We start from the raw sequence: 18,335 nt of genomic DNA, 5'->3' as shown, positions 1-18,335 counted from the left end.
CGCTGCGCATTATATTAAAATTTGTTTGTCTGTTCCAAGTGTTTATCTATCCTATTTCAGCGGGTCAAGCCCTTTAGCCATTATGCAGTAGGTACTGCCGTATGGGTTCGGTATGGGTGGCATTCTGCTCACATGAAACTCTTTTGGCAAACCACGGCTGTCACATGGGAAACTCATGGTCACACAAGTGCCTTTGCCGATCTCGCTGCGATAGCTTAGTTCACCGTCAAAACGGTCGCAAAAGCATTTTGCCAGTGCAAGCCCCAACGCCTCGCTGCTACTGTATTTCTGGAATGTGCCAAATGGCGTGATAGCCGCCTGCCATACATCGTCTGTCATGCCATTGCCGTTATCACTTACTGACAGTATTATCCTGTCGTCCTCGGTTTTTAGGATAAGCTCCACCTGCCGCTGTTCCTTGTCATTGTACATATATGCGTTCACAAGCAGATTTACAAGCACATTTTTAATAAGGCTTTTGTTTGTTTCAAAATAAATGCACGGGTCAATGGAGTATCTGAAAATACATCCGTCCTCCTCAAGCAAATTGCCTTCTTCGTCGCATACCTCACCGCATATGTCTGATAGGCTCTGATATTCAGTTGTGAAATTGCCACTGAAATATTTTGCAAGTTCTGTCATGTTCACCGTTGCGGAAAATGTCTTTAGTATACGAAGCCTTGCCTCATGGTCAAAATGCTCATATTCAGTGCCGGCTTTTGAAGAGAAGGATTTCTTTTGGCTGTCAAGCATCGCTAACATTTTAGAAAGCTCCATCCTTATGTTGCCGAGAAAATTCGATTTGAAGCGTAAATATCCAGACTTGTCCGAAAGACGTTCTATGTCCATGCAGGAGTAATAGTGTATGAGATAATTCGTTATAATGCCATTATCTCTCAGTGGTTCAAACCGCATTGCCGCCGAGTCTGCAAACCTGCCCTTATATTCAAAGGTAGCTGTCTTTTCAACAGGCAGAATGAAAGCGTTTTCCGGAGTATCGCATAAAGCAGAAATATCTATAACATCAGGCAGATCACCATGATTTTTCCAAATGACATTAAGCTCAGCGTCAGTGAGGATAATGTTTTCCTCAGACTGAGCGTATATCTCTTTCACAGAAGATGTCAGTTCCACTTTGTTAGCCTGCCTTTCATAAAGATCTCATGTAAATATTATAACCTAAACTGTCGGGGTAGTCAATAAAAAATCATCAATATTTGATCATATTTTAAAGAATTTAGCAGTGCTTTGACGGATCAAGACTCAGATGGCTTTACGGTGAAGTTTTAAGGCAACACCGCACAAAGCCCGCCTGACGGCTTTGCACGCCATCTGCTTGCAGATTTTCCGTCATATCACACAAAAATCCCTTGACATATGACAGTATGCCTGCGGAATTTTTATGTGACCTGACGAAAAAATCTGACTACGCATCTGACGCACAATCTTTGTGCGGTATTGCCTTAAAGAAAAAAAGTTCTAAGTTTTTTGTAAAAACACTTGCAATGTATAGAAAAATGTAGTATAATAAATACAGAAAAATTTTTAGGAGGTAAATTAATTATGGCAGTTAAAGTCGCAATTAATGGTTTTGGACGTATTGGACGTCTTGCATTCAGACAGATGTTTGGCGCAGAGGGCTACGAGGTAGTTGCAATCAACGACCTGACAAAGCCTTCAATGCTCGCTGATCTTCTTAAGTATGATACAGCTCAGGGCGGTTACTGTGGTAAGATCGGTGAGAACCTTCACACAGTATCAGCTGACGATGAGGCTAATACTATCACTGTTGACGGCAAGACTCTTCAGATTTATGCAGAAAAGGACGCTAAGGATTGTCCTTGGGGCAAGCTTGGTGTAGACGTAGTTCTCGAGTGCACAGGCTTCTATACATCAAAGGCTAAGAGCCAGGCTCACCTCGATGCTGGTGCTAAGAAGGTAGTTATCTCAGCTCCTGCTGGTAACGACCTCAAGACTATCGTTTACTCAGTAAACGAGAAGACACTTACAGCAGACGATACAATCATTTCTGCTGCATCTTGCACAACAAACTGTCTTGCTCCTATGGCTAATGCTCTTAACAAGTATGCTCCTATCCAGAGCGGTATCATGAGCACTATCCATGCTTACACAGGCGACCAGATGATCCTTGACGGTCCTCACAGAAAGGGTGACCTGAGAAGAGCAAGAGCTGGTGCTGCAAACATCGTTCCTAACTCAACAGGTGCTGCAAAGGCTATCGGTCTTGTTATCCCAGAGCTTAACGGCAAGCTCATCGGTTCTGCACAGAGAGTTCCAGTTCCAACTGGTTCAACAACAATCCTTACAGCAGTTGTAAAGGGTGCTGACGTAACAGTTGAAGGCATCAACGCTGCTATGAAGGCTGCATCTTCTGAGTCATTTGGCTACAACGAGGATCCAATCGTTTCTTCTGACGTTATCGGCATGAGATTTGGTTCACTCTTCGATGCTACTCAGACAATGGTATCTAAGATCGCTGATGACCTCTATGAGGTACAGGTAGTTTCTTGGTACGACAACGAGAACTCTTACACATCACAGATGGTAAGAACAATCAAGTACTTTGCTGAACTTGCATAATCTGCACAGCCAAAACTAAATTGCTTACTAAAGACCGCTTCATCATGAGGCGGTCTTTTTTTGCGTATGTATACAACAAAGGTGAGCAAAAATGGGTAAACACTGTTAGTCCCTACGATTTATATTACACAAATGTAGGGGCGACCTTTGGTCGTCCGCTTGCCAATCGCAGCCTTATGGCAACACAAAAAAAGGACGAACCCCAAGTTCGTCCTTTTGTCGTTCATATCAGAAACCACGTCCTCCGCCATGACCTCTGCCAAAGCTCATTCCCGTGGAATTAGAAGTAACAATGCCGTCAATAGTCACGGTTTCCGACTGCGACCCTGCCGTAATGGTGTAGGTTTCGCCTTCCTTCAGGTCAGCGGTTGTGAATACAACGCTCTGCCAAGTCTTTGTAGGGGTAAAGCTTAAGATCTCCTTGCCGTCACTGTCAGTGATAGTCAGTTTTTCGTTTGCTGAAACTGTCGAACCAAGATCGTGCAGAACACTGTATTGTGTGGAGCTGTCACCGAAGCCTTCTTCCATTCCAACTGCACCACAGGCGATGAGCGTTCCCCCTGTTACAGTTGCAGTGCCGTTGTAGTCAAGTGCACCGTTGCCACCGTTAGTAGGTCCGCAAACGTAAACTGTACCGCCTGCCATTGTGAAGTTGCCATTTGAGTCAAGTCCGTCGCCGTCAGCGTCAATGGTTACAGTTCCTCCGTTGATGTTAAGTTCAACACCGTCCTGTGACGAGAATTGGTCAGCATCCATTCTGTCTGTTGATCCAGTGTCGCTTCCGCCTGCGCAGTTTATTCCGTCATCGCTTGCTACCACTGATATGGTGCCACCGTCTATTGTTACGATAGACCCCTCGATACCCTCGTAGCTCTTTGTGATGTCTACAATGCCGTCTGATATGGTCAGATTTCCGTCAGCGTGCATTCCATTGTCACCCGATGCCGCAGAAATGTTTCCCCCTGTTATAACAATGTTTCCGTTGCTGTGTACTGAATCGTCTGCCGAATCTATCTTGAACTCGCCGTCGCTTATGTTTACCTCGCTGCCTGCCTTTAAAGCCTTTGCAGATGTTGAAGTGCTGTCCGTTGTATCTGTGCTGTCAGTGGTCGTGTTAGCAGCAGTTTCTATGGTAAGCCCTGTGTCGTCAGACGTAGGCATTGCAGGCGGTTTGCCTCCCGTGCCGTTTCCGTTATCGTCAGGTCTGCCCATTCCGTTCGGACCACCACCACCGTTGCTCATGTTGTTCTGCCAATTTCTGTTTGGCGTGCCGTCAGACTTCATAGAAGCGTTTGCACTTCCACCGCCTGTGGTGATGTCAAAGCTTCCGCCCTCGATAGAAAGCACAGTTTCCGCCTCGAATGCGTCATTGTTTGCGACTACTGTGAAGCTTCCCCCTGTCACGCTTATAAAGCCTTTGTCAGAAGTCTCTGTGTTAGTGGATTTTATGCCGTTCGTGCCTGCGGAAATGTTGAATGTTCCGCCAGATATCTTAACGCTGTCCTTGCCCTCCATGGCGGTTGAAGCCGAGGTCACATTGATATTGCCGTCAGTGATAACAAGATCGTCCTTTGAAACTATGCCGTGCTTGTAGTTCGCATTCACAGTAAGTGTACCGCTGCCGTTTATAGTAAGGTCGGCTTTGGAGAAAATAGCACCGTCTGTGTTGCTGTCATCTTCTCCTAAAGAGTAGCTTGCACTGTCCGTCAAAACGTTCTCTGTTCCGTCCTCCAGCACGATATAAACTTTTTTAGCTTTGCTCACAAGCAGGGGAGCGTTGTCAGCACAAGTTATGTCAACTCCATTGAAAATAAGCTTTATTTCAGCCGTCTTGTCCGCTGAAACGATTATCCTGCCGTTGGTCGCCGTGCCTGAAAGAATGTAAGTGCCTGCCTGCGATATGGTAACAGTTTCCCCCTCAGCGGTCGCACCCTCACTGTCTATAGCCGCACTGCCATCAGCAAATCTGATCCCTACTGAGCTTTCCTCGTCATATCCAACGTCAATGTCCTCTGCCGCAATGCTTGCGTCAATGTCAGACTTTGCCGCCTGAGAAACACTGCTTGTGGTCTGTGATGAATTTGCACTCTCTGAACAGCCTGAAAAAGCAGTTACCGTGATAAAAAACGCCGCCGTGATAGCTGCTAGCTTTTTAGTGTCCGAAATTTTCATGAACAATACCCCCTTGTATGGTAAAAAAGGTTGAAAAAAGCCGCACAAGACCGCTTTAGCCTTGTGCGGTTTTGCTTATGGATACTTTTGTTATTTTGTCAGAATGATTGTTCCTCAATGTCTGCTGCCACTGCACACATTATCTCAAGGTTGCCGTTTCTGCATCTAAGTTCGTCAATAAGCTGCTTTTCGTTAGCATCACCCTTTAGCTCTATGCGATATCTCAGCTTGAAAAGGCTTCCCATATTTGTGGTCTTTACCGAAACAAGCTCACATTCTGAAAGATACTTTTCAAATATATCGTCAAATACCTCAGTGTAATCAAGGCTTTCAGGGATAGTGATACTAAGATCCTTGTGACCCGACTTCTTTTTGCCAATAGGCAGAAGCGTGTAAATAATGTTCAGCAGGCTCACGCACACAGCAAGCATAAGAGCCAACGCCAAGTGGTTCGTGCCCGTCGCAAGACCAACCGCCATTGAAAGGAATATAGCACAAATGTCCATTGCACTTCCCGGTACAGAACGGAATCTTACCAAGCTGAATGCACCCATAACAGCCACACCAGTACCGATGTTTCCGTTTACAAGCATTATCACTACCTGTACTATCACAGGCAGCAAAGCAAGCGTCATCATAAAGCTTTTTGTCTTTTTCTGCCTAAAGTTGAATGCAAACGCTATTATAAGACCAAGCACCAAAGACGCCGCAGTGCAGAAAATAAATTCGTTTGTAGTTATCGCCGCCACGGTCGTTTCAGTGGTGGTCACAGTAGTAGCCGCAAGAGTAGTTGAATTAAGCACAGCTTATCACCTTACCTTTATGTATTTTTTCAGAAAACTCGTTAAGATACGCAGTTCCGTATTTTGAGAATGACGCAGGATATATCTCCAGTTCATCAAGTATAGCCGATAACCAAAGTGGCATAGCATTTGGTATCTTTATCTCCATTACCCTCATGCCAGCAGGCAGAAGCTCTTTTCCCCATATGCCCTTGTCAAGCTCCTTTTGCTCCTCACGGTAAAGAATGTGCGTGTCAAAGGTCAGCCTAAGGGACGGGTCTTCCGCACCGCAGTAAGCAAGCCTGTCATAGCTAAGATACATAGCAGGAGCAATGCCCTCATAGAATTTGAGAAAATATTTCAGCTCGTTCTCTATCTGCGGATTATCATGAGGTACCTCTTTGCCTACAAAGAAATCACGGGTCTGTGCAAGAGTCATTTCAATACGCCTCTTATAGACCACACCCTTGTATTTCTTTTTAAGCTCCACAAAGACCATGTCTTCATCATTAGGTACGCCGTAGCTCCTCACTCTCAGCTTTTCCTTGTAAACAGGCTTTTCAATGGAGTTTCTCACAAGCTGATGACTTGGTGTGTCATAATATATGTTGCAGATAGTGCTTTTGTAATATCTGTCTTTGACAAAATGCCCATCGAGCTTTTTTATAAGCTTTTCATAAGTCGGTTCATCAACGATATATTTTTTCTCTATCCGTCTGAACACTTCCTGATTGCCATTCATATCCACGCCTCTTTTCGTGATTTTTTCGTATGCTTCGTGTAAACTTTCCTTTGATTAAAAGTATATATGAATAACTTTAAATATAGCTAAACCTTATATGTATTTTGTGTGAATGTTTATGAATATTGCAAAATACCATATATTTGTATACAAAAAACGGGTGAACTTCTGTCCACCCGTGGAAATTATTTTGCACTATATTATTCCGCAATAGCCTTGTGGAAGATCTTCTTACCCTTTTTGATAACAACAGGCTCAGAGAGATCAACAAGACCCTTAGGGTCAGTGAACTTCTCGCCATTCACTGCAATACCGTTCTGTGTAACAAGACGTCTAGCCTCGCCATTTGAAGGGCAAAGTCCGCACTTAACGAGAAGCGTAAGAATACCTATCTTGCCGTCAGTAAGATCAGCCGCCGCAATAGTCGTGCTAGGCATATCGTCGCTGTTTCCACCGCCTGCAAAAATAGCCTTTGCCGCAGCGTCAGCCTTGTCAGCCTCCTCCTTGCCGTGAACAAGCTTTGTCAGCTCGTAAGCCAAAAGCTCCTTAGCCTTGTTGTATTCAGCACCCTCCATGTGTTTCTCCATTTCCTCTATCTCCTCGATAGGAACGAATGTGAGCATCTTCAGGCACTTGATAACATCAGCGTCGCCAACGTTTCTCCAATACTGATAGAACTCGTATGGAGAAGTTTTTTCAGGGTCGAGCCATACTGCGCCCTTTTCTGTCTTGCCCATTTTCTTGCCCTCAGAGTTGAGCAGGAGAGTGATAGTCATTGCATAAGCGTCCTTGCCAAGCTTCTTTCTAATAAGCTCAGTGCCGCCCAGCATATTAGCCCACTGATCGTCACCGCCGAACTGCATATTACAGCCGTAATCCTGGAAAAGTCTGTAGAAATCGTAGGACTGCATTATCATGTAGTTAAATTCAAGGAAAGTAAGACCCCTTTCCATTCTCTGCTTGTAGCACTCGAATGTAAGCATCTTGTTTACAGAGAAGCAAGCGCCAACGTCACGAAGTACGTCCACATAATTAAGGTCGAGAAGCCAATCGCCATTGTTTACGATAATAGCCTTGTCATCAGAAAAATCAATGAAGTGTGACATCTGCTTTTTGAAACATTCAACATTGTGGTTGATAGTTTCCTTTGTCATCATTTTTCTCATATCTGTTTTGCCTGACGGGTCGCCTATCATAGCCGTACCGCCTCCGATAAGAACGATAGGCTTGTTGCCTGCCATTTGCAAACGCTTCATAAGACAAAGCGCCATAAAGTGACCAACGTGTAGAGAATCAGCAGTTGGGTCAAAACCAATGTAGAAAGTAGCCTTACCAGCGTTGATAAGCTCCTTTATCTCCTCCTCGTCAGTGAGCTGAGCGAGAAGACCTCTTCTTTTCAGTTCTTCAAATACTGTCATTTTTCATACCTCCGTATTATTTTTTTGCGGTACATAAATAAAAAAATCCCCTGACAGAATATCTGTCAGAGGACGAATTATCGTGGTACCACCTCAGTTTATCGGGGAAACTCCCGACCTTACAGGCTCAGCAGAAAGCGAAGCCATAGCACGGTAACGTGTGCAAACCGTTTCGCCTTACGCAAAAGCTTTCTCAGCGAACAGCTCAGGAATGTATTCACACTTTGTAGAAATGCTTTCTCGCACCGACCGAAAGCTCTCTGAAATTTCGCAAAAGGCTACTTATTTCCGTCATAGCATTTAAACCTATTGATATGACTATAGCACACTTTCACCCTTTTGTCAACCCCTTTTTGCTAGAAGTGAGGAATGAGGAGTGAGGAATGAGGAATGAGGAATGAGGAATGAGGAATGAGGAGTGAGAAATGAGGAATGAAGGTATCGCCTGCGGCGATGATTATTGTAGGGGCAAACTTTTTACCCCTGCATTATCCCCCACTTTTTTAAAGAATTAACTTATTCGTCTACAATTGTACAAAAACATATGATATAATAAAATTTATATGATTTTATTTAGTTGGGAGAAAGAAAAATGCTGAAGCTTTTTAGGTATCTGAAAAACTATAAAAAAGAAAGCATAATCGGTCCGCTGTTTAAGCTTATCGAAGCCTGCTTCGAGCTTGCAGTGCCACTCGTTATGGCTAATATCATTGACGTGGGTATAAAAAATCAAGATAAGCCCTACATCTATAAAATGGGCGGCGTGCTTGTTCTCCTCGCCTTCTGCGGACTCGCGTGTTCGCTGACTGCTCAGTATTTTGCTGCAAAAGCGTCATTGGGCTTTGGAACAGCCCTCAGACGTGACCTTTTCAAGCATATCAATTCACTGTCCTATGCGGAAATAGACAGCGTTGGAAGCCATACCCTCGTCACACGAATGACAGCGGATATCAATACCGCTCAGCAGGGCGTGAATATCCTCCTTCGTCTTTTCCTCCGTTCACCTTTTATAGTGCTTGGTTCTATCATAATGGCGTTTTCCATATCAGTAAAGCTTACTCTTATCTTCCTGATAATCGCACCTTGCCTTGCCTATGTTATCTACCTTATAATGCACATCACTATACCGCAGTATAAGAATATCCAGAAAAAGCTGGATAAAACTAACCTTATGACAAGCGAAACTCTCACAGGCGCAAGAGTTATCAGAGCCTTTTCCCGTCAGAAAGACGAGGAGAAAGAGTTCGCTGATAATACCGAAGAACTTAGACGTCAGCAGATAATTGCAGGAAGAATTTCCGCCCTCATGAATCCTGCCACCTATGTTATCGTAAACTTCGCTATCATCGCTATCATTTGGTTTGGCGGCAAAACAGTTTATTCAGGCTCTATCTCACAGGGCGAAGTGATAGCCCTTGTAAACTATATGAACCAGATACTATTAGCACTCCTTGATATGGCGATACTCGTTACAAATATCACCAAAATGCAGGCGTCCGCTATCAGAATTAATGACGTTTTCGCTGTGGAGCCAAGTGTATCCGATAAGGATAATAAATCCGTCACAACAGACGGTAATGCCCCATGCGTAGAGTTTAGGAACTGTTTCTTCTCGTACGCATCAGCCGAAGCCGACTCCCTTTCGGATATAAGCTTCAAAGCCATGAAAGGCGAAACTATCGGTATAATCGGTGGTACAGGTTCAGGTAAGACCTCTCTTATCAACCTTATACCAAGATTTTATGACGTCCGTCAGGGCGAAGTCCTCGTTGACGGCGTTGACGTAAAAGAGTACCCATTCTCACAGCTCAGAGGTATGATAGGCATTGTTCCTCAGAAAGCTGTCCTCTTTAAGGGTACTATAAGACACAATATGCAGTGGCGTGATAAAAACGCCACGGACGAGGATATCTGGAACGCTCTTGACATTGCTCAGGCAAAAGACTTTGTAGAGAAAAAGCCTGATAAGCTTGACGAAATGATCTTGCAGGAGGGCAAAAACCTCTCAGGCGGTCAGCGTCAAAGACTTACCATTGCAAGAGCATTGGTCGGTGATCCTGAGATACTCATTCTCGATGACTCAGCCTCCGCCCTTGACCTTGCCACAGATGCAAGACTAAGAAAAGCTATCCACGAAAAAACAAGCGGCATGACCGTTTTCATAGTTTCACAGAGGATCTCATCTATAAAAAGTGCCGATAAGATAATCGTTCTTGACGATGGCAAAATAGCAGGTATCGGCACTCATTCAGAGCTTTATAACGGCTGCGAGGTATATAAAGAAATTTGCCTTTCACAGCTTTCAGAAAAGGAGGCGCAGGCAAATGGCTAAGCAAAGCACAAAAAACAAGCTTGATACCTCGGCTCTCAGACCGCTTCTCAAATACGCAAAACCGCATATGTGGCTGTTCATACTGTCCATGGTCTTTGCAGTCATAACCGTTGCCACCACCCTTTATGCTCCTATCCTCGTTGGTAACGCCGTTGACCTTATCATAGCCAAGGGACTTGTAGATTTTGACGGAATTATCAATATCATCATCAAGCTTGGCGTAACAGTCACCGTAACAGGCATTGCCCAGTGGCTCATGTCACTTTGTACAAATAAGATAACCTATTGCGTGGTAAGAGATATCCGAAACGATGCTTTCGCAAAGCTCCAAAAGCTACCCCTTTCTTATATCGACTCCCACCCTCACGGTGATATAATCAGCCGTATAATCTCCGACTTGGAGCAGGTGTCAGACGGACTTCTCATGGGCTTTTCACAGCTCTTCACAGGCGTATGTACAATTTTTGGTACACTTGGCTTCATGCTCTCCATAAACGTGAAAATAACCCTTATCGTGGTTATCCTCACTCCGCTTTCCCTATTTGTCGCAAGATTTATCGCCAAGAACACATTCAAGCTTTTCCACCAGCAATCAGTTGCAAGAGGCGACATGACCAGCCTTGTTGAGGAAATGACAGGCAATCAGAAGGTAGTAACAGCATTCGGCTATCAGGAAGAAGCTGAGGAGCAGTTTGAAGAAGTGAATCTGAAACTCCAGAAAGTTGGACTTAACGCCACATTCTTCTCCTCACTCACCAACCCATGCACACGTTTTGTAAACAACCTCGTCTACATGGCTGTCGGTATCGTGGGCGCACTCTCTGTAATAAAAGGCGTGGGCTTTACAGTAGGAAACCTTAGCTGTTTCCTCACCTATGCAAATCAGTATACAAAGCCTTTCAATGAAATATCAGGCGTTATCACCGAGCTTCAAAGTGCATTTGCTTCTGCAAAGCGTGTCTTTGAGGTCATAGACGAAACAGAGGAGATACCTGACAGCTCTAACGCTACTGTCCTTACCTCCGTTGACGGCACATTAGACGTTGACAACGTGTCATTTAGCTATGTGCCTGATGTGAAGCTTATCGAGAATTTTAACCTCCATGTAAAGAGCGGTCAGCGTACAGCTATCGTAGGACCAACAGGCTGCGGCAAGACCACCATGATAAACCTCCTAATGAGGTTCTATGATACCGACAGCGGCGAGATACGCATAAGCGGCGAGCCTATAAAGGATTGTACCCGTGACTCCATGAGAAGTATGTACGGCATGGTCTTGCAGGAAACGTGGCTGAAAACAGGCACCATAAGAGAGAACCTCTGCTACGGCAAGCCTGACGCCACCGAGGAAGAAATGATAGCCGCCGCCAAGTCAGCCCATTGTCACGGCTTTATAAAGCGTCTGCCAAAGGGCTATGATACCGTTATTTCAGACAGCTACAGCACTATCTCCGCAGGACAGAAACAGCTTCTCTGTATCGCACGAGTAATGCTCTCGCTGCCGCCAATGCTCATTCTGGACGAAGCTACATCGTCTATAGATACCCGTACGGAGATATTGGTACAGCGTGCCTTTGAGAAAATGATGCAGGGCAGAACGAGCTTTATAATCGCCCATAGACTTTCTACTATCAAGAACGCAGATACTATCATAGTAATGGATTCAGGACACATAGTAGAGCAGGGAAGTCATGATGAGCTTATGGCAAAGAACGGCTTCTATGCCGATCTCTATAACTCACAGTTTGCTGTGACCTGATCCCAGCGTTTGTTTATAAAAATCTGATGTATGGGCGGCCTTTGGTCGCCCTTTTGTATTTTGCCCTATTTTTTTATCCCGTCCGTCTTTTCGATTTCTCCATTACCCCACCCTTATTTTTATCATAAAAATTATTGACTTTTATCTTAAAATTGTTGTATAATGTTATATATTTCACGGGATATACACAATCGTGTTTTATAATGTATAGTAACGAAAACCTAAGGAGTGCCTATGTTCGGATATGTCCGCCCTTTCAAACCCTATATGCGAATGTTTGAATATGATATCTATAAAGCTGTCTACTGCGGACTTTGTAAGGATATGGGCAGACGCTATGGCTTTGTGACACGCTTTACCCTTAGCTACGATTTCGCATTTCTCTCCCTTATGGATCTCTCTGTGAGGGGAGTGAAGCTTGACGCAGAAAAGCAACGCTGTATCGCACACCCTCTTAAAAAGACCATGTGCGCAAAGTGTACCTGCAATCTTAAATATACGTCCTCAGCCGCCGTGATACTCACATATCATAAGCTCCGTGACGATATAGCCGATAAAGGGCTAAAAGGCAAGCTTGCCGCATTTGCACTTCTGCCTTTTTTCAAAAAGCCCTATAAGAAAGCGGCTCGCCTTTATCCGGATCTTGCACCTGCCGTTGAAAACGCAATGGAATTGCAAAATAAAATAGAGCGTGAAAAAACAGCAGGCATAGACCTTGCCTGCGAGCCTACCGCACTTATGATGCAAGCCGTTGCAGGCGGACTTACAAGCAAGCATGACCAACGCCGACCGCTCCTTGAACGATTCGGCTACCTTCTCGGCAGATTTATCTATATCTGCGACGCTCTTGACGACCTGCCCGACGACCACGAGAGTGAAAGCTACAATCCGCTCCTTGCAAAATTTCCACCCACCGAGGGCATAAATGCTGACTATCTGAAACAAGTCCACGCCTTTTGCGATGACAGCATAAACTTCACACTGGGCGAAATGGCAGATATCTATGTGAAGCTCAATCTTAAAAGATATCGTGATATACTTGATAATATCGTGTATCTTGGACTTAAGAATGTCTATACTCAAATAAGAAGCGGAAAATTCCGCAATAACAGGAAAGGAAATAACGATCAATGATCTCCAAAGACCCTTATAAAATTTTAGGCGTATCCCCAACAGCTTCAGACGCTGAAATAAAATCAGCTTATAAAGAGCTTGTGAAAAAATATCACCCCGATCAGTATCAGGATAACCCCCTAGCTGACGTAGCTGAGGAGAAAATGTCCGAGATAAACGCCGCCTACGATCAGATCATGACTTCAAGACGTGGGGGAGGATACCAGTCCGCAGAAAGCGGCTATGACGGCTATGCCTCTTCGCAGGGCTTTGACTCAGGCTATATCAGAAGCCTTATCCAAAGCGGAAGCTATACTCAGGCAGATCAGATACTTGATAATGTGTCCTCCTCGGAAAGAAATGCCGAGTGGTATTTCCTTAAAGGCACTATCTGCCACCGCAGAGGCTGGCTCAATGAGGCTTATAACAACTTCACAAGAGCCGTCCAGCTCGACCCTAATAACATGGAGTATCAAAGCGTGTTAGCCCAGATGAACAGACAGCGAAGCGGCTATATGAGCGGCAACCCAACTCAGGGCTACCAAGCAGGCGGCATGAGCGGCCCTGACTGCTGTTCCTCCCTTTGCTGTGCAGACTGCTGCTGTGAAATGATGGGCGGCGACCTTATACCGTGCTGCTAAATAATCATGAGAAATAAAATAGCTTTTCGAGTGGCACTTGGCGGCATATGCTCTGCTGTCTGCCTGCTTTTGATGTTTTCAAGCAGCTTTTTGCCCATGCTCGATTATACTATCCCGACCTTCGCCGGCTTCATGATGGTTGTGATGATAGTGGAGGTGGATAAAAACTGGGCGATAGCCACCTATTGTGCAGTGAGCCTGCTGAGCATTTTCGTAACCCCAAATTATGAAGCAACCCTGCTTTTCATATTGTTCATGGGGTATTATCCAATACTTAAATATTATCTCGACCAAAAGAAAAACCGCCTATTGGTGTGGGCAATAAAGCTTGCAGTGTTCAATGTGGCGATAGTCATCTTCTTTTTGGCATTTCAGTATATCTTTACTTCGGTGGATATGCTCGAGGGCATGGAGATGTTTGGCAAGTATGCCGTGCTTGTTCTGTGGGCGGCGGCGAACCTGTTTTTCTTTATTTATGACTATGCCCTCACACAGTTGACAGATATGTACATAAATTGGTTTAGGAAAAAAATACTCAGAAGAAAATGACGGTGACGTTTTTATGAACGAAGAACAAGAGAAAGAAATATTAAACGAGGCGAAAATACAAACTGCAAGGCACAAGAAAAAAATACAGATAATAAGCCTTGTTGCAATAATAGCGGTCATAGCAATGGCTACAGTGGCGTGTATACCTCTTATAAAAGCGCTTCACAGCAAGGCAGGCATTGCAGCCTTGGAGCGTAAGCTTGATAACTACAGTGGCATTGTGGGAGTGCTTATCTTTACTTTCATACAAGCTCTTCAAGTGGTCATAGCGGTCATACCGCCTATACAAGTGGTGGGTGGAGTGCTGTTCGGCTGGTTCTGGGGCGGGTTGCTATCATTCTTAGGTACACTCCTTGGCACAATGGCAATATTCGTGCTTGTGAAAAAATTTGGCAGACCAATAGTGGAAGCCTTTGTTGACGAGAAACAGCTAAAAAAATTCAAATTCCTGCAAAATGAGAAAAAGCTAACCGTTATCCTTATAATCCTCTATCTCATACCGGGAATACCCAAGGACGTTATCTCATATATCGTCCCCCTGACTCCCATAAGCAAGAAGGATTTTTTCTATTATGTCATGCCTTGCAGACTTCCGGCAATAATGCTCTCCACGATTTTGGGGAGCAATGTAAAAAGCGGCAACTTCACAGTTGCACTTGTGGTGCTTGGAGTAGCTCTCGTAGCAGGTATCGTTGGCTTTTTGTTCAAAGATGTTATAGTGAATAAAATGAAACAACATAAAAAGAACAAATAAGTGAAATTGCACAAAGTTGAGTTTAGATGAAAAAAATATAAAAAAGTGCTTGACAAAAGGCTCTTGTAGTGGTATAATAAATATCGTTGATTGAGCGGTAAGCTTGAAAGACCACCAAAAACGCCTGGTCAGGCAGTATGCGGGTGTAGTTCAGTGGTAGAACTCCAGCCTTCCAAGCTGGTCATGTGGGTTCGATTCCCATCACCCGCTCCAATATATCTTAAACTTTTATCCGAGTTTGAGATATTAATGAGTACAGTATGCGTCATTAGCTCAGTTGGATAGAGCAACCGCCTTCTAAGCGGTAGGTCACTGGTTCGAATCCAGTATGGCGTACCATTAAACTCGTTCCAGATGAAAATCTGCTGCGAGTATTTTCTTCTAATATGTATGGTGGGTATAGCGTAGCTGGCCTAACGCGTCAGTTTGTGGCACTGAAGACCGTGAGTTCGAATCTCACTACCCACCCCACTGAATACGTTCTGCATTATGCAGAACGTATTTTTTTGTTTACATATCGCAGGGCGACCTTTGGTCGCTCGTTTTTTTTATGTACCACCGACAATGACCTATATCCTACCGACTTGGATTATTATATCACACCTGAAAATAGACAGAAAAAAGGCGGCAACTTAAAAGCTGCCGCCCAGATCCAGAGGTTATATATTTTATAAAGCGAAATTTTTGTTGTAAACAGCCTCGGCTATCCTGAATGTTTCGTCATCAAGTGCAGGAACAGCGTCAGCAGTGATCAAGGCTGCACCTCTCTCAAAAGCGTCCTCCGCAATGCCATCGGCACCATGCTGAATAACAACGCTTCTTAACTCAGAGCAATCCACGAAAGCCTTTGCGCCAAGCTTCTTCACAGATGATGGGATAACAACTTCTCTCAAAGCATTACAGCCACGGAAAGCCTCGCTTCCAACATAGGCGATCTTGCCTGATATCCTCACCGTCTTAACTACAGTATTCTGAGCAAACGCTCTCTTGCCTATTCTGCTAACGGAATCAGGAAGATAAACGCTCTCGAGCTTCTCACAAAGTGCAAATGCACACTCGCCTATCTTTCTTACAGATCCTGCGAACTCAACCTTTTTCAGAGCAGAGCAGCCGAAGAATGCGTAGTCGCCAACAGCCTCGATTCCAAATGGTATAGAGACCGCTTCCAGACCTGAGCAGAATGTGAAAGCATTCTCTGCGATCTCGATCATAGCTGTCGGTATCTCAAGCTCTCTCAGAGAAATGCAGTTCTGGAAAGCTCCGTTTCCTATGGAAACTATATTTTCATTAAGACAAATTTCTTTCATTGAAGAGCAGAAACCGAATGCAGACTCACCGATCTCTCTTACGCTCTCAGGCAGGTCAGCTCTCTCCAAACTGTCGCAATTGTAGAATGTGAATGGCAGTATCCTTTCCACACCGTCAGGTATAGTCGCAAATCTCAGAGATTCACAACCGCAGAATGCCATCTCACCAATAAACCTTACGCTCTCAGGTATAGTCACATTCACCAGTGAACAGCATTTGTAAAATGCCTTTCTTCCGATGATAACAACGTCCTTTGAGATAACAGCACATTTAAGGTCGTAAAGATGTGCGAAAGCACCGCCTGCAACAGCTATGACCTTTTTGCCACGAAGCTCAAAAGGAAGCTCCAGCACTTCGATATGGCTGTCACCGCAGTATCCAGTGATAATACACATATCGTCAGCCGTAACATATTTAAAACAGCCCGAGATCTTCTCGCTGCTGATACTGCTGCTTGCAGTTACACCAACGCTCTCAAGTGCTTCTTTGAAACCATTGTCGCCCATAAAATTAATGCTTTTCATCAGCGTGACCTCCATTATACCCACTATAAATATATACCTCGTAACTGAACTTAAACGTTTTCTGTATTTTCTAATGAAATTATACTACAGTAAACTATGTTTGTCAATGGTATTCGCAATATTTTATTTATAAAAAATTAATTTTCAGAACTTTTTCACTGATTGTGAACGGCTTTTTTGTCACTTTTCACAATTAATTTACGCAAAATAATTTTAGTTTTCACATATCGTTCTCAATCTTTGAGAATGCTGTAATTTTATAGTAGCAAACGTTTTCGCAAGTGATGCAAAAGACTAATACCAATTTGTAGAATTTTCTTGATTAAATCGACCAAACCATAAGATGATGTTTTTCTTATATTTGTAAGATTGTCATAAATTATATTTATATAATATTAATAAATAATGATATGCTGTTCATGATAATGCAAGAAAGCACCAACAACTGCATTAAAATAGGAGATTAATATACTAACGATAAACAAAAATGTATAATATTATCATAAAGGTTTACAAAATAGAAACTTAATTATTACAGATTGTAATAATTTACGGTGTATAATAGTATAAATGAAATCGTATAAGTACATGAATACAAAAACCGGAAAGGACTGATCCGTTATCAACATAATAAGAAAAATAACAGCAGTGATAATTTCATCAGTTATAATGATAAGCTTTGTGGCATTTGCACCGCAGGAATCCGCTAAGACTTATGTGAATGTTATAACAGCTTCTGCCGCTGACTTGATGACAAAACCTGTTTTGATAAAAAGACAAGCGTATTCAAACAAAATAGAAGCAGGAGTAAAAAATCTCACCAGCTTTTCATCAAAGACTACATTTGAGGTCTATGTAAACGGACGCTATGTAAGAAAATATACATGGCAGGCACTTAAAAAGGATAACTATATAAATATAACCAATGACGGCAAGCTTTATCTTAAAGCTTCCACAAAATATAAAGTCACCGTCAAAGCGGTAAACGGCAGTGCCAAGTCAGAGTCATCGGTCCTCAACGTAAAGACAGCAGCAAAAACATACTATTATATAGATAAAAACGTTCAGCTTTATAGCTTTAAAAACGGTAGGTTCAAGAAATCCTCAAAAACAAAAGCCTCTGTGGCTGTGTCGGGTACTCTCACTACCGATAAAAATAAGCGTGTGGCAGGTCAGAGCAAGAATATCGGCGGAGCAAATTATGTCCTTATCAATGAAGGCGATCATAAGGGTAAGTACGTCAAGGTAGGAAAAGGTGTGAAGCGTACACCTGAGAGAAAAGCAAGAATAAAAACAGCCGTTGATTATGCCGCAAGCATGAACGGCGGAAGATATGTCTGGGGCGGAACAAAGTATAAGGCAACGGACTGCTGTGGATTGACAATGCAAGCCTATAGAAAAGCCGGTGTTAATATGTATAACAGCGTATATTCGCAGGCGAAAATGGGAAAAGCAGTGTCTTTGAAGAATATAGAAGCAGGAGACCTGATAATCTGTAATAACTATGGCCATGTAGCAATGTATATAGGCGGTGGAAAAATAGTCCATGCTATGAGTACATATTATGGGATCAGAATACAGCCTCTTGCAAATATCAAGTATTGCGGAAAGATAAACACTATCAGGAGAATACTGTAGTA

14 protein-coding genes, 3 tRNA genes and 1 other annotated feature are annotated in these 18,335 nt (G+C 43.5%); of the genes, 11 read left to right on the top strand and 6 right to left on the bottom strand.

Annotated features, from left to right (window positions below; translation table 11 throughout):
* Window positions 1-51: 51 nt before the first annotated feature.
* Window positions 52-1,134 carry a HAMP domain-containing sensor histidine kinase gene (locus QVO88_RS05065; protein ID WP_022287439.1) on the bottom strand — a complete coding sequence of 361 codons (1,083 nt, stop codon included), beginning with the start codon at window positions 1,132-1,134 and terminating at the stop codon, window positions 52-54.
* A gap of 429 nt (window positions 1,135-1,563) precedes the next feature.
* Here QVO88_RS05065 and gap point away from each other — a divergent pair, with 429 nt between their 5' ends.
* Entirely contained in the window at window positions 1,564-2,601 is a 1,038-nt protein-coding gene (gene gap, locus QVO88_RS05060; protein WP_022287438.1) for a type I glyceraldehyde-3-phosphate dehydrogenase, read from the top strand.
* Between the two features lie 228 nt (window positions 2,602-2,829).
* Here gap and QVO88_RS05055 read toward each other — a convergent pair whose 3' ends face one another.
* From QVO88_RS05055 to tyrS, 4 genes are all read right to left on the bottom strand, one after another.
* Window positions 2,830-4,773, bottom strand: coding sequence for a carbohydrate-binding domain-containing protein (locus QVO88_RS05055; RefSeq protein WP_022287437.1), 1,944 nt, complete (start codon window positions 4,771-4,773; stop codon window positions 2,830-2,832).
* Between the two features lie 98 nt (window positions 4,774-4,871).
* Complete coding sequence (locus QVO88_RS05050; RefSeq protein ID WP_022287436.1) at window positions 4,872-5,576, bottom strand: DUF4956 domain-containing protein; 705 nt, start codon at window positions 5,574-5,576, stop codon at window positions 4,872-4,874.
* On the bottom strand, window positions 5,569-6,297 hold the full coding sequence (locus QVO88_RS05045) for a polyphosphate polymerase domain-containing protein (RefSeq protein WP_022287435.1): 729 nt from the start codon (window positions 6,295-6,297) through the stop codon (window positions 5,569-5,571). The genes QVO88_RS05050 and QVO88_RS05045 overlap by 8 nt, the downstream gene beginning before the upstream one ends.
* 200 nt (window positions 6,298-6,497) lie before the next feature.
* On the bottom strand, window positions 6,498-7,715 hold the full coding sequence (gene tyrS, locus QVO88_RS05040; RefSeq protein WP_022287434.1) for a tyrosine--tRNA ligase: 1,218 nt from the start codon (window positions 7,713-7,715) through the stop codon (window positions 6,498-6,500).
* Window positions 7,716-7,780: 65 nt separating this feature from the next.
* Window positions 7,781-8,019, bottom strand: a binding site (T-box leader).
* A 288-nt stretch (window positions 8,020-8,307) separates the two neighbouring features.
* On the opposite strand from tyrS, the gene QVO88_RS05035 reads away from it, so the two are divergent.
* The 9 genes from QVO88_RS05035 (at window position 8,308) to QVO88_RS04995 (ending at window position 15,334) form a co-directional block, all read left to right on the top strand.
* A complete protein-coding gene (locus QVO88_RS05035) occupies window positions 8,308-10,047 on the top strand; it encodes an ABC transporter ATP-binding protein (protein WP_022287433.1) in 1,740 nt (579 codons plus the stop codon).
* Window positions 10,040-11,806, top strand: a complete 1,767-nt coding sequence (locus tag QVO88_RS05030; RefSeq protein WP_022287432.1) for an ABC transporter ATP-binding protein — start codon at window positions 10,040-10,042, stop codon at window positions 11,804-11,806. Before QVO88_RS05035 ends, QVO88_RS05030 begins: the two co-directional genes overlap by 8 nt.
* 234 nt (window positions 11,807-12,040) lie before the next feature.
* Complete coding sequence (locus QVO88_RS05025; RefSeq protein WP_022287431.1) at window positions 12,041-12,940, top strand: DUF5685 family protein; 900 nt, start codon at window positions 12,041-12,043, stop codon at window positions 12,938-12,940.
* A complete protein-coding gene (locus tag QVO88_RS05020) occupies window positions 12,937-13,560 on the top strand; it encodes a DnaJ domain-containing protein (RefSeq protein ID WP_022287430.1) in 624 nt (207 codons plus the stop codon). The genes QVO88_RS05025 and QVO88_RS05020 overlap by 4 nt, the downstream gene beginning before the upstream one ends.
* Before the next feature lie 6 nt (window positions 13,561-13,566).
* A complete protein-coding gene (locus QVO88_RS05015; protein WP_046439958.1) occupies window positions 13,567-14,109 on the top strand; it encodes a hypothetical protein in 543 nt (180 codons plus the stop codon).
* A gap of 13 nt (window positions 14,110-14,122) precedes the next feature.
* On the top strand, window positions 14,123-14,863 hold the full coding sequence (locus QVO88_RS05010; protein ID WP_022287428.1) for a TVP38/TMEM64 family protein: 741 nt from the start codon (window positions 14,123-14,125) through the stop codon (window positions 14,861-14,863).
* Between the two features lie 139 nt (window positions 14,864-15,002).
* Window positions 15,003-15,076: transfer RNA gene (locus QVO88_RS05005), tRNA-Gly, on the top strand.
* Between the two features lie 49 nt (window positions 15,077-15,125).
* Window positions 15,126-15,202, top strand: a tRNA-Arg gene (locus tag QVO88_RS05000).
* 54 nt (window positions 15,203-15,256) lie between these two features.
* A tRNA-His gene (locus QVO88_RS04995) sits at window positions 15,257-15,334 on the top strand.
* A 197-nt stretch (window positions 15,335-15,531) separates the two neighbouring features.
* On the opposite strand, the gene QVO88_RS04990 is transcribed toward QVO88_RS04995, so the two are convergent.
* The gene (locus QVO88_RS04990; protein WP_022287427.1) at window positions 15,532-16,695 is read right to left on the bottom strand and encodes a leucine-rich repeat domain-containing protein; all 1,164 of its coding nucleotides are present in this window, start codon (window positions 16,693-16,695) and stop codon (window positions 15,532-15,534) included.
* A 648-nt stretch (window positions 16,696-17,343) separates the two neighbouring features.
* Here QVO88_RS04990 and QVO88_RS04985 point away from each other — a divergent pair.
* Entirely contained in the window at window positions 17,344-18,333 is a 990-nt protein-coding gene (locus tag QVO88_RS04985; protein WP_051706835.1) for a C40 family peptidase, read from the top strand.
* The last annotated feature ends 2 nt before the right edge of the window (window positions 18,334-18,335 follow it).

Source organism: Ruminococcus sp. CAG:57, from assembly GCF_000435935.1.
In the GTDB taxonomy this organism is placed as follows: domain Bacteria; phylum Bacillota; class Clostridia; order Oscillospirales; family Ruminococcaceae; genus Hominimerdicola; species Hominimerdicola aceti.
The sequence above is the reverse complement of the archived record's forward strand: the minus strand, read 5'-3'. Positions and strand labels throughout refer to the sequence as shown.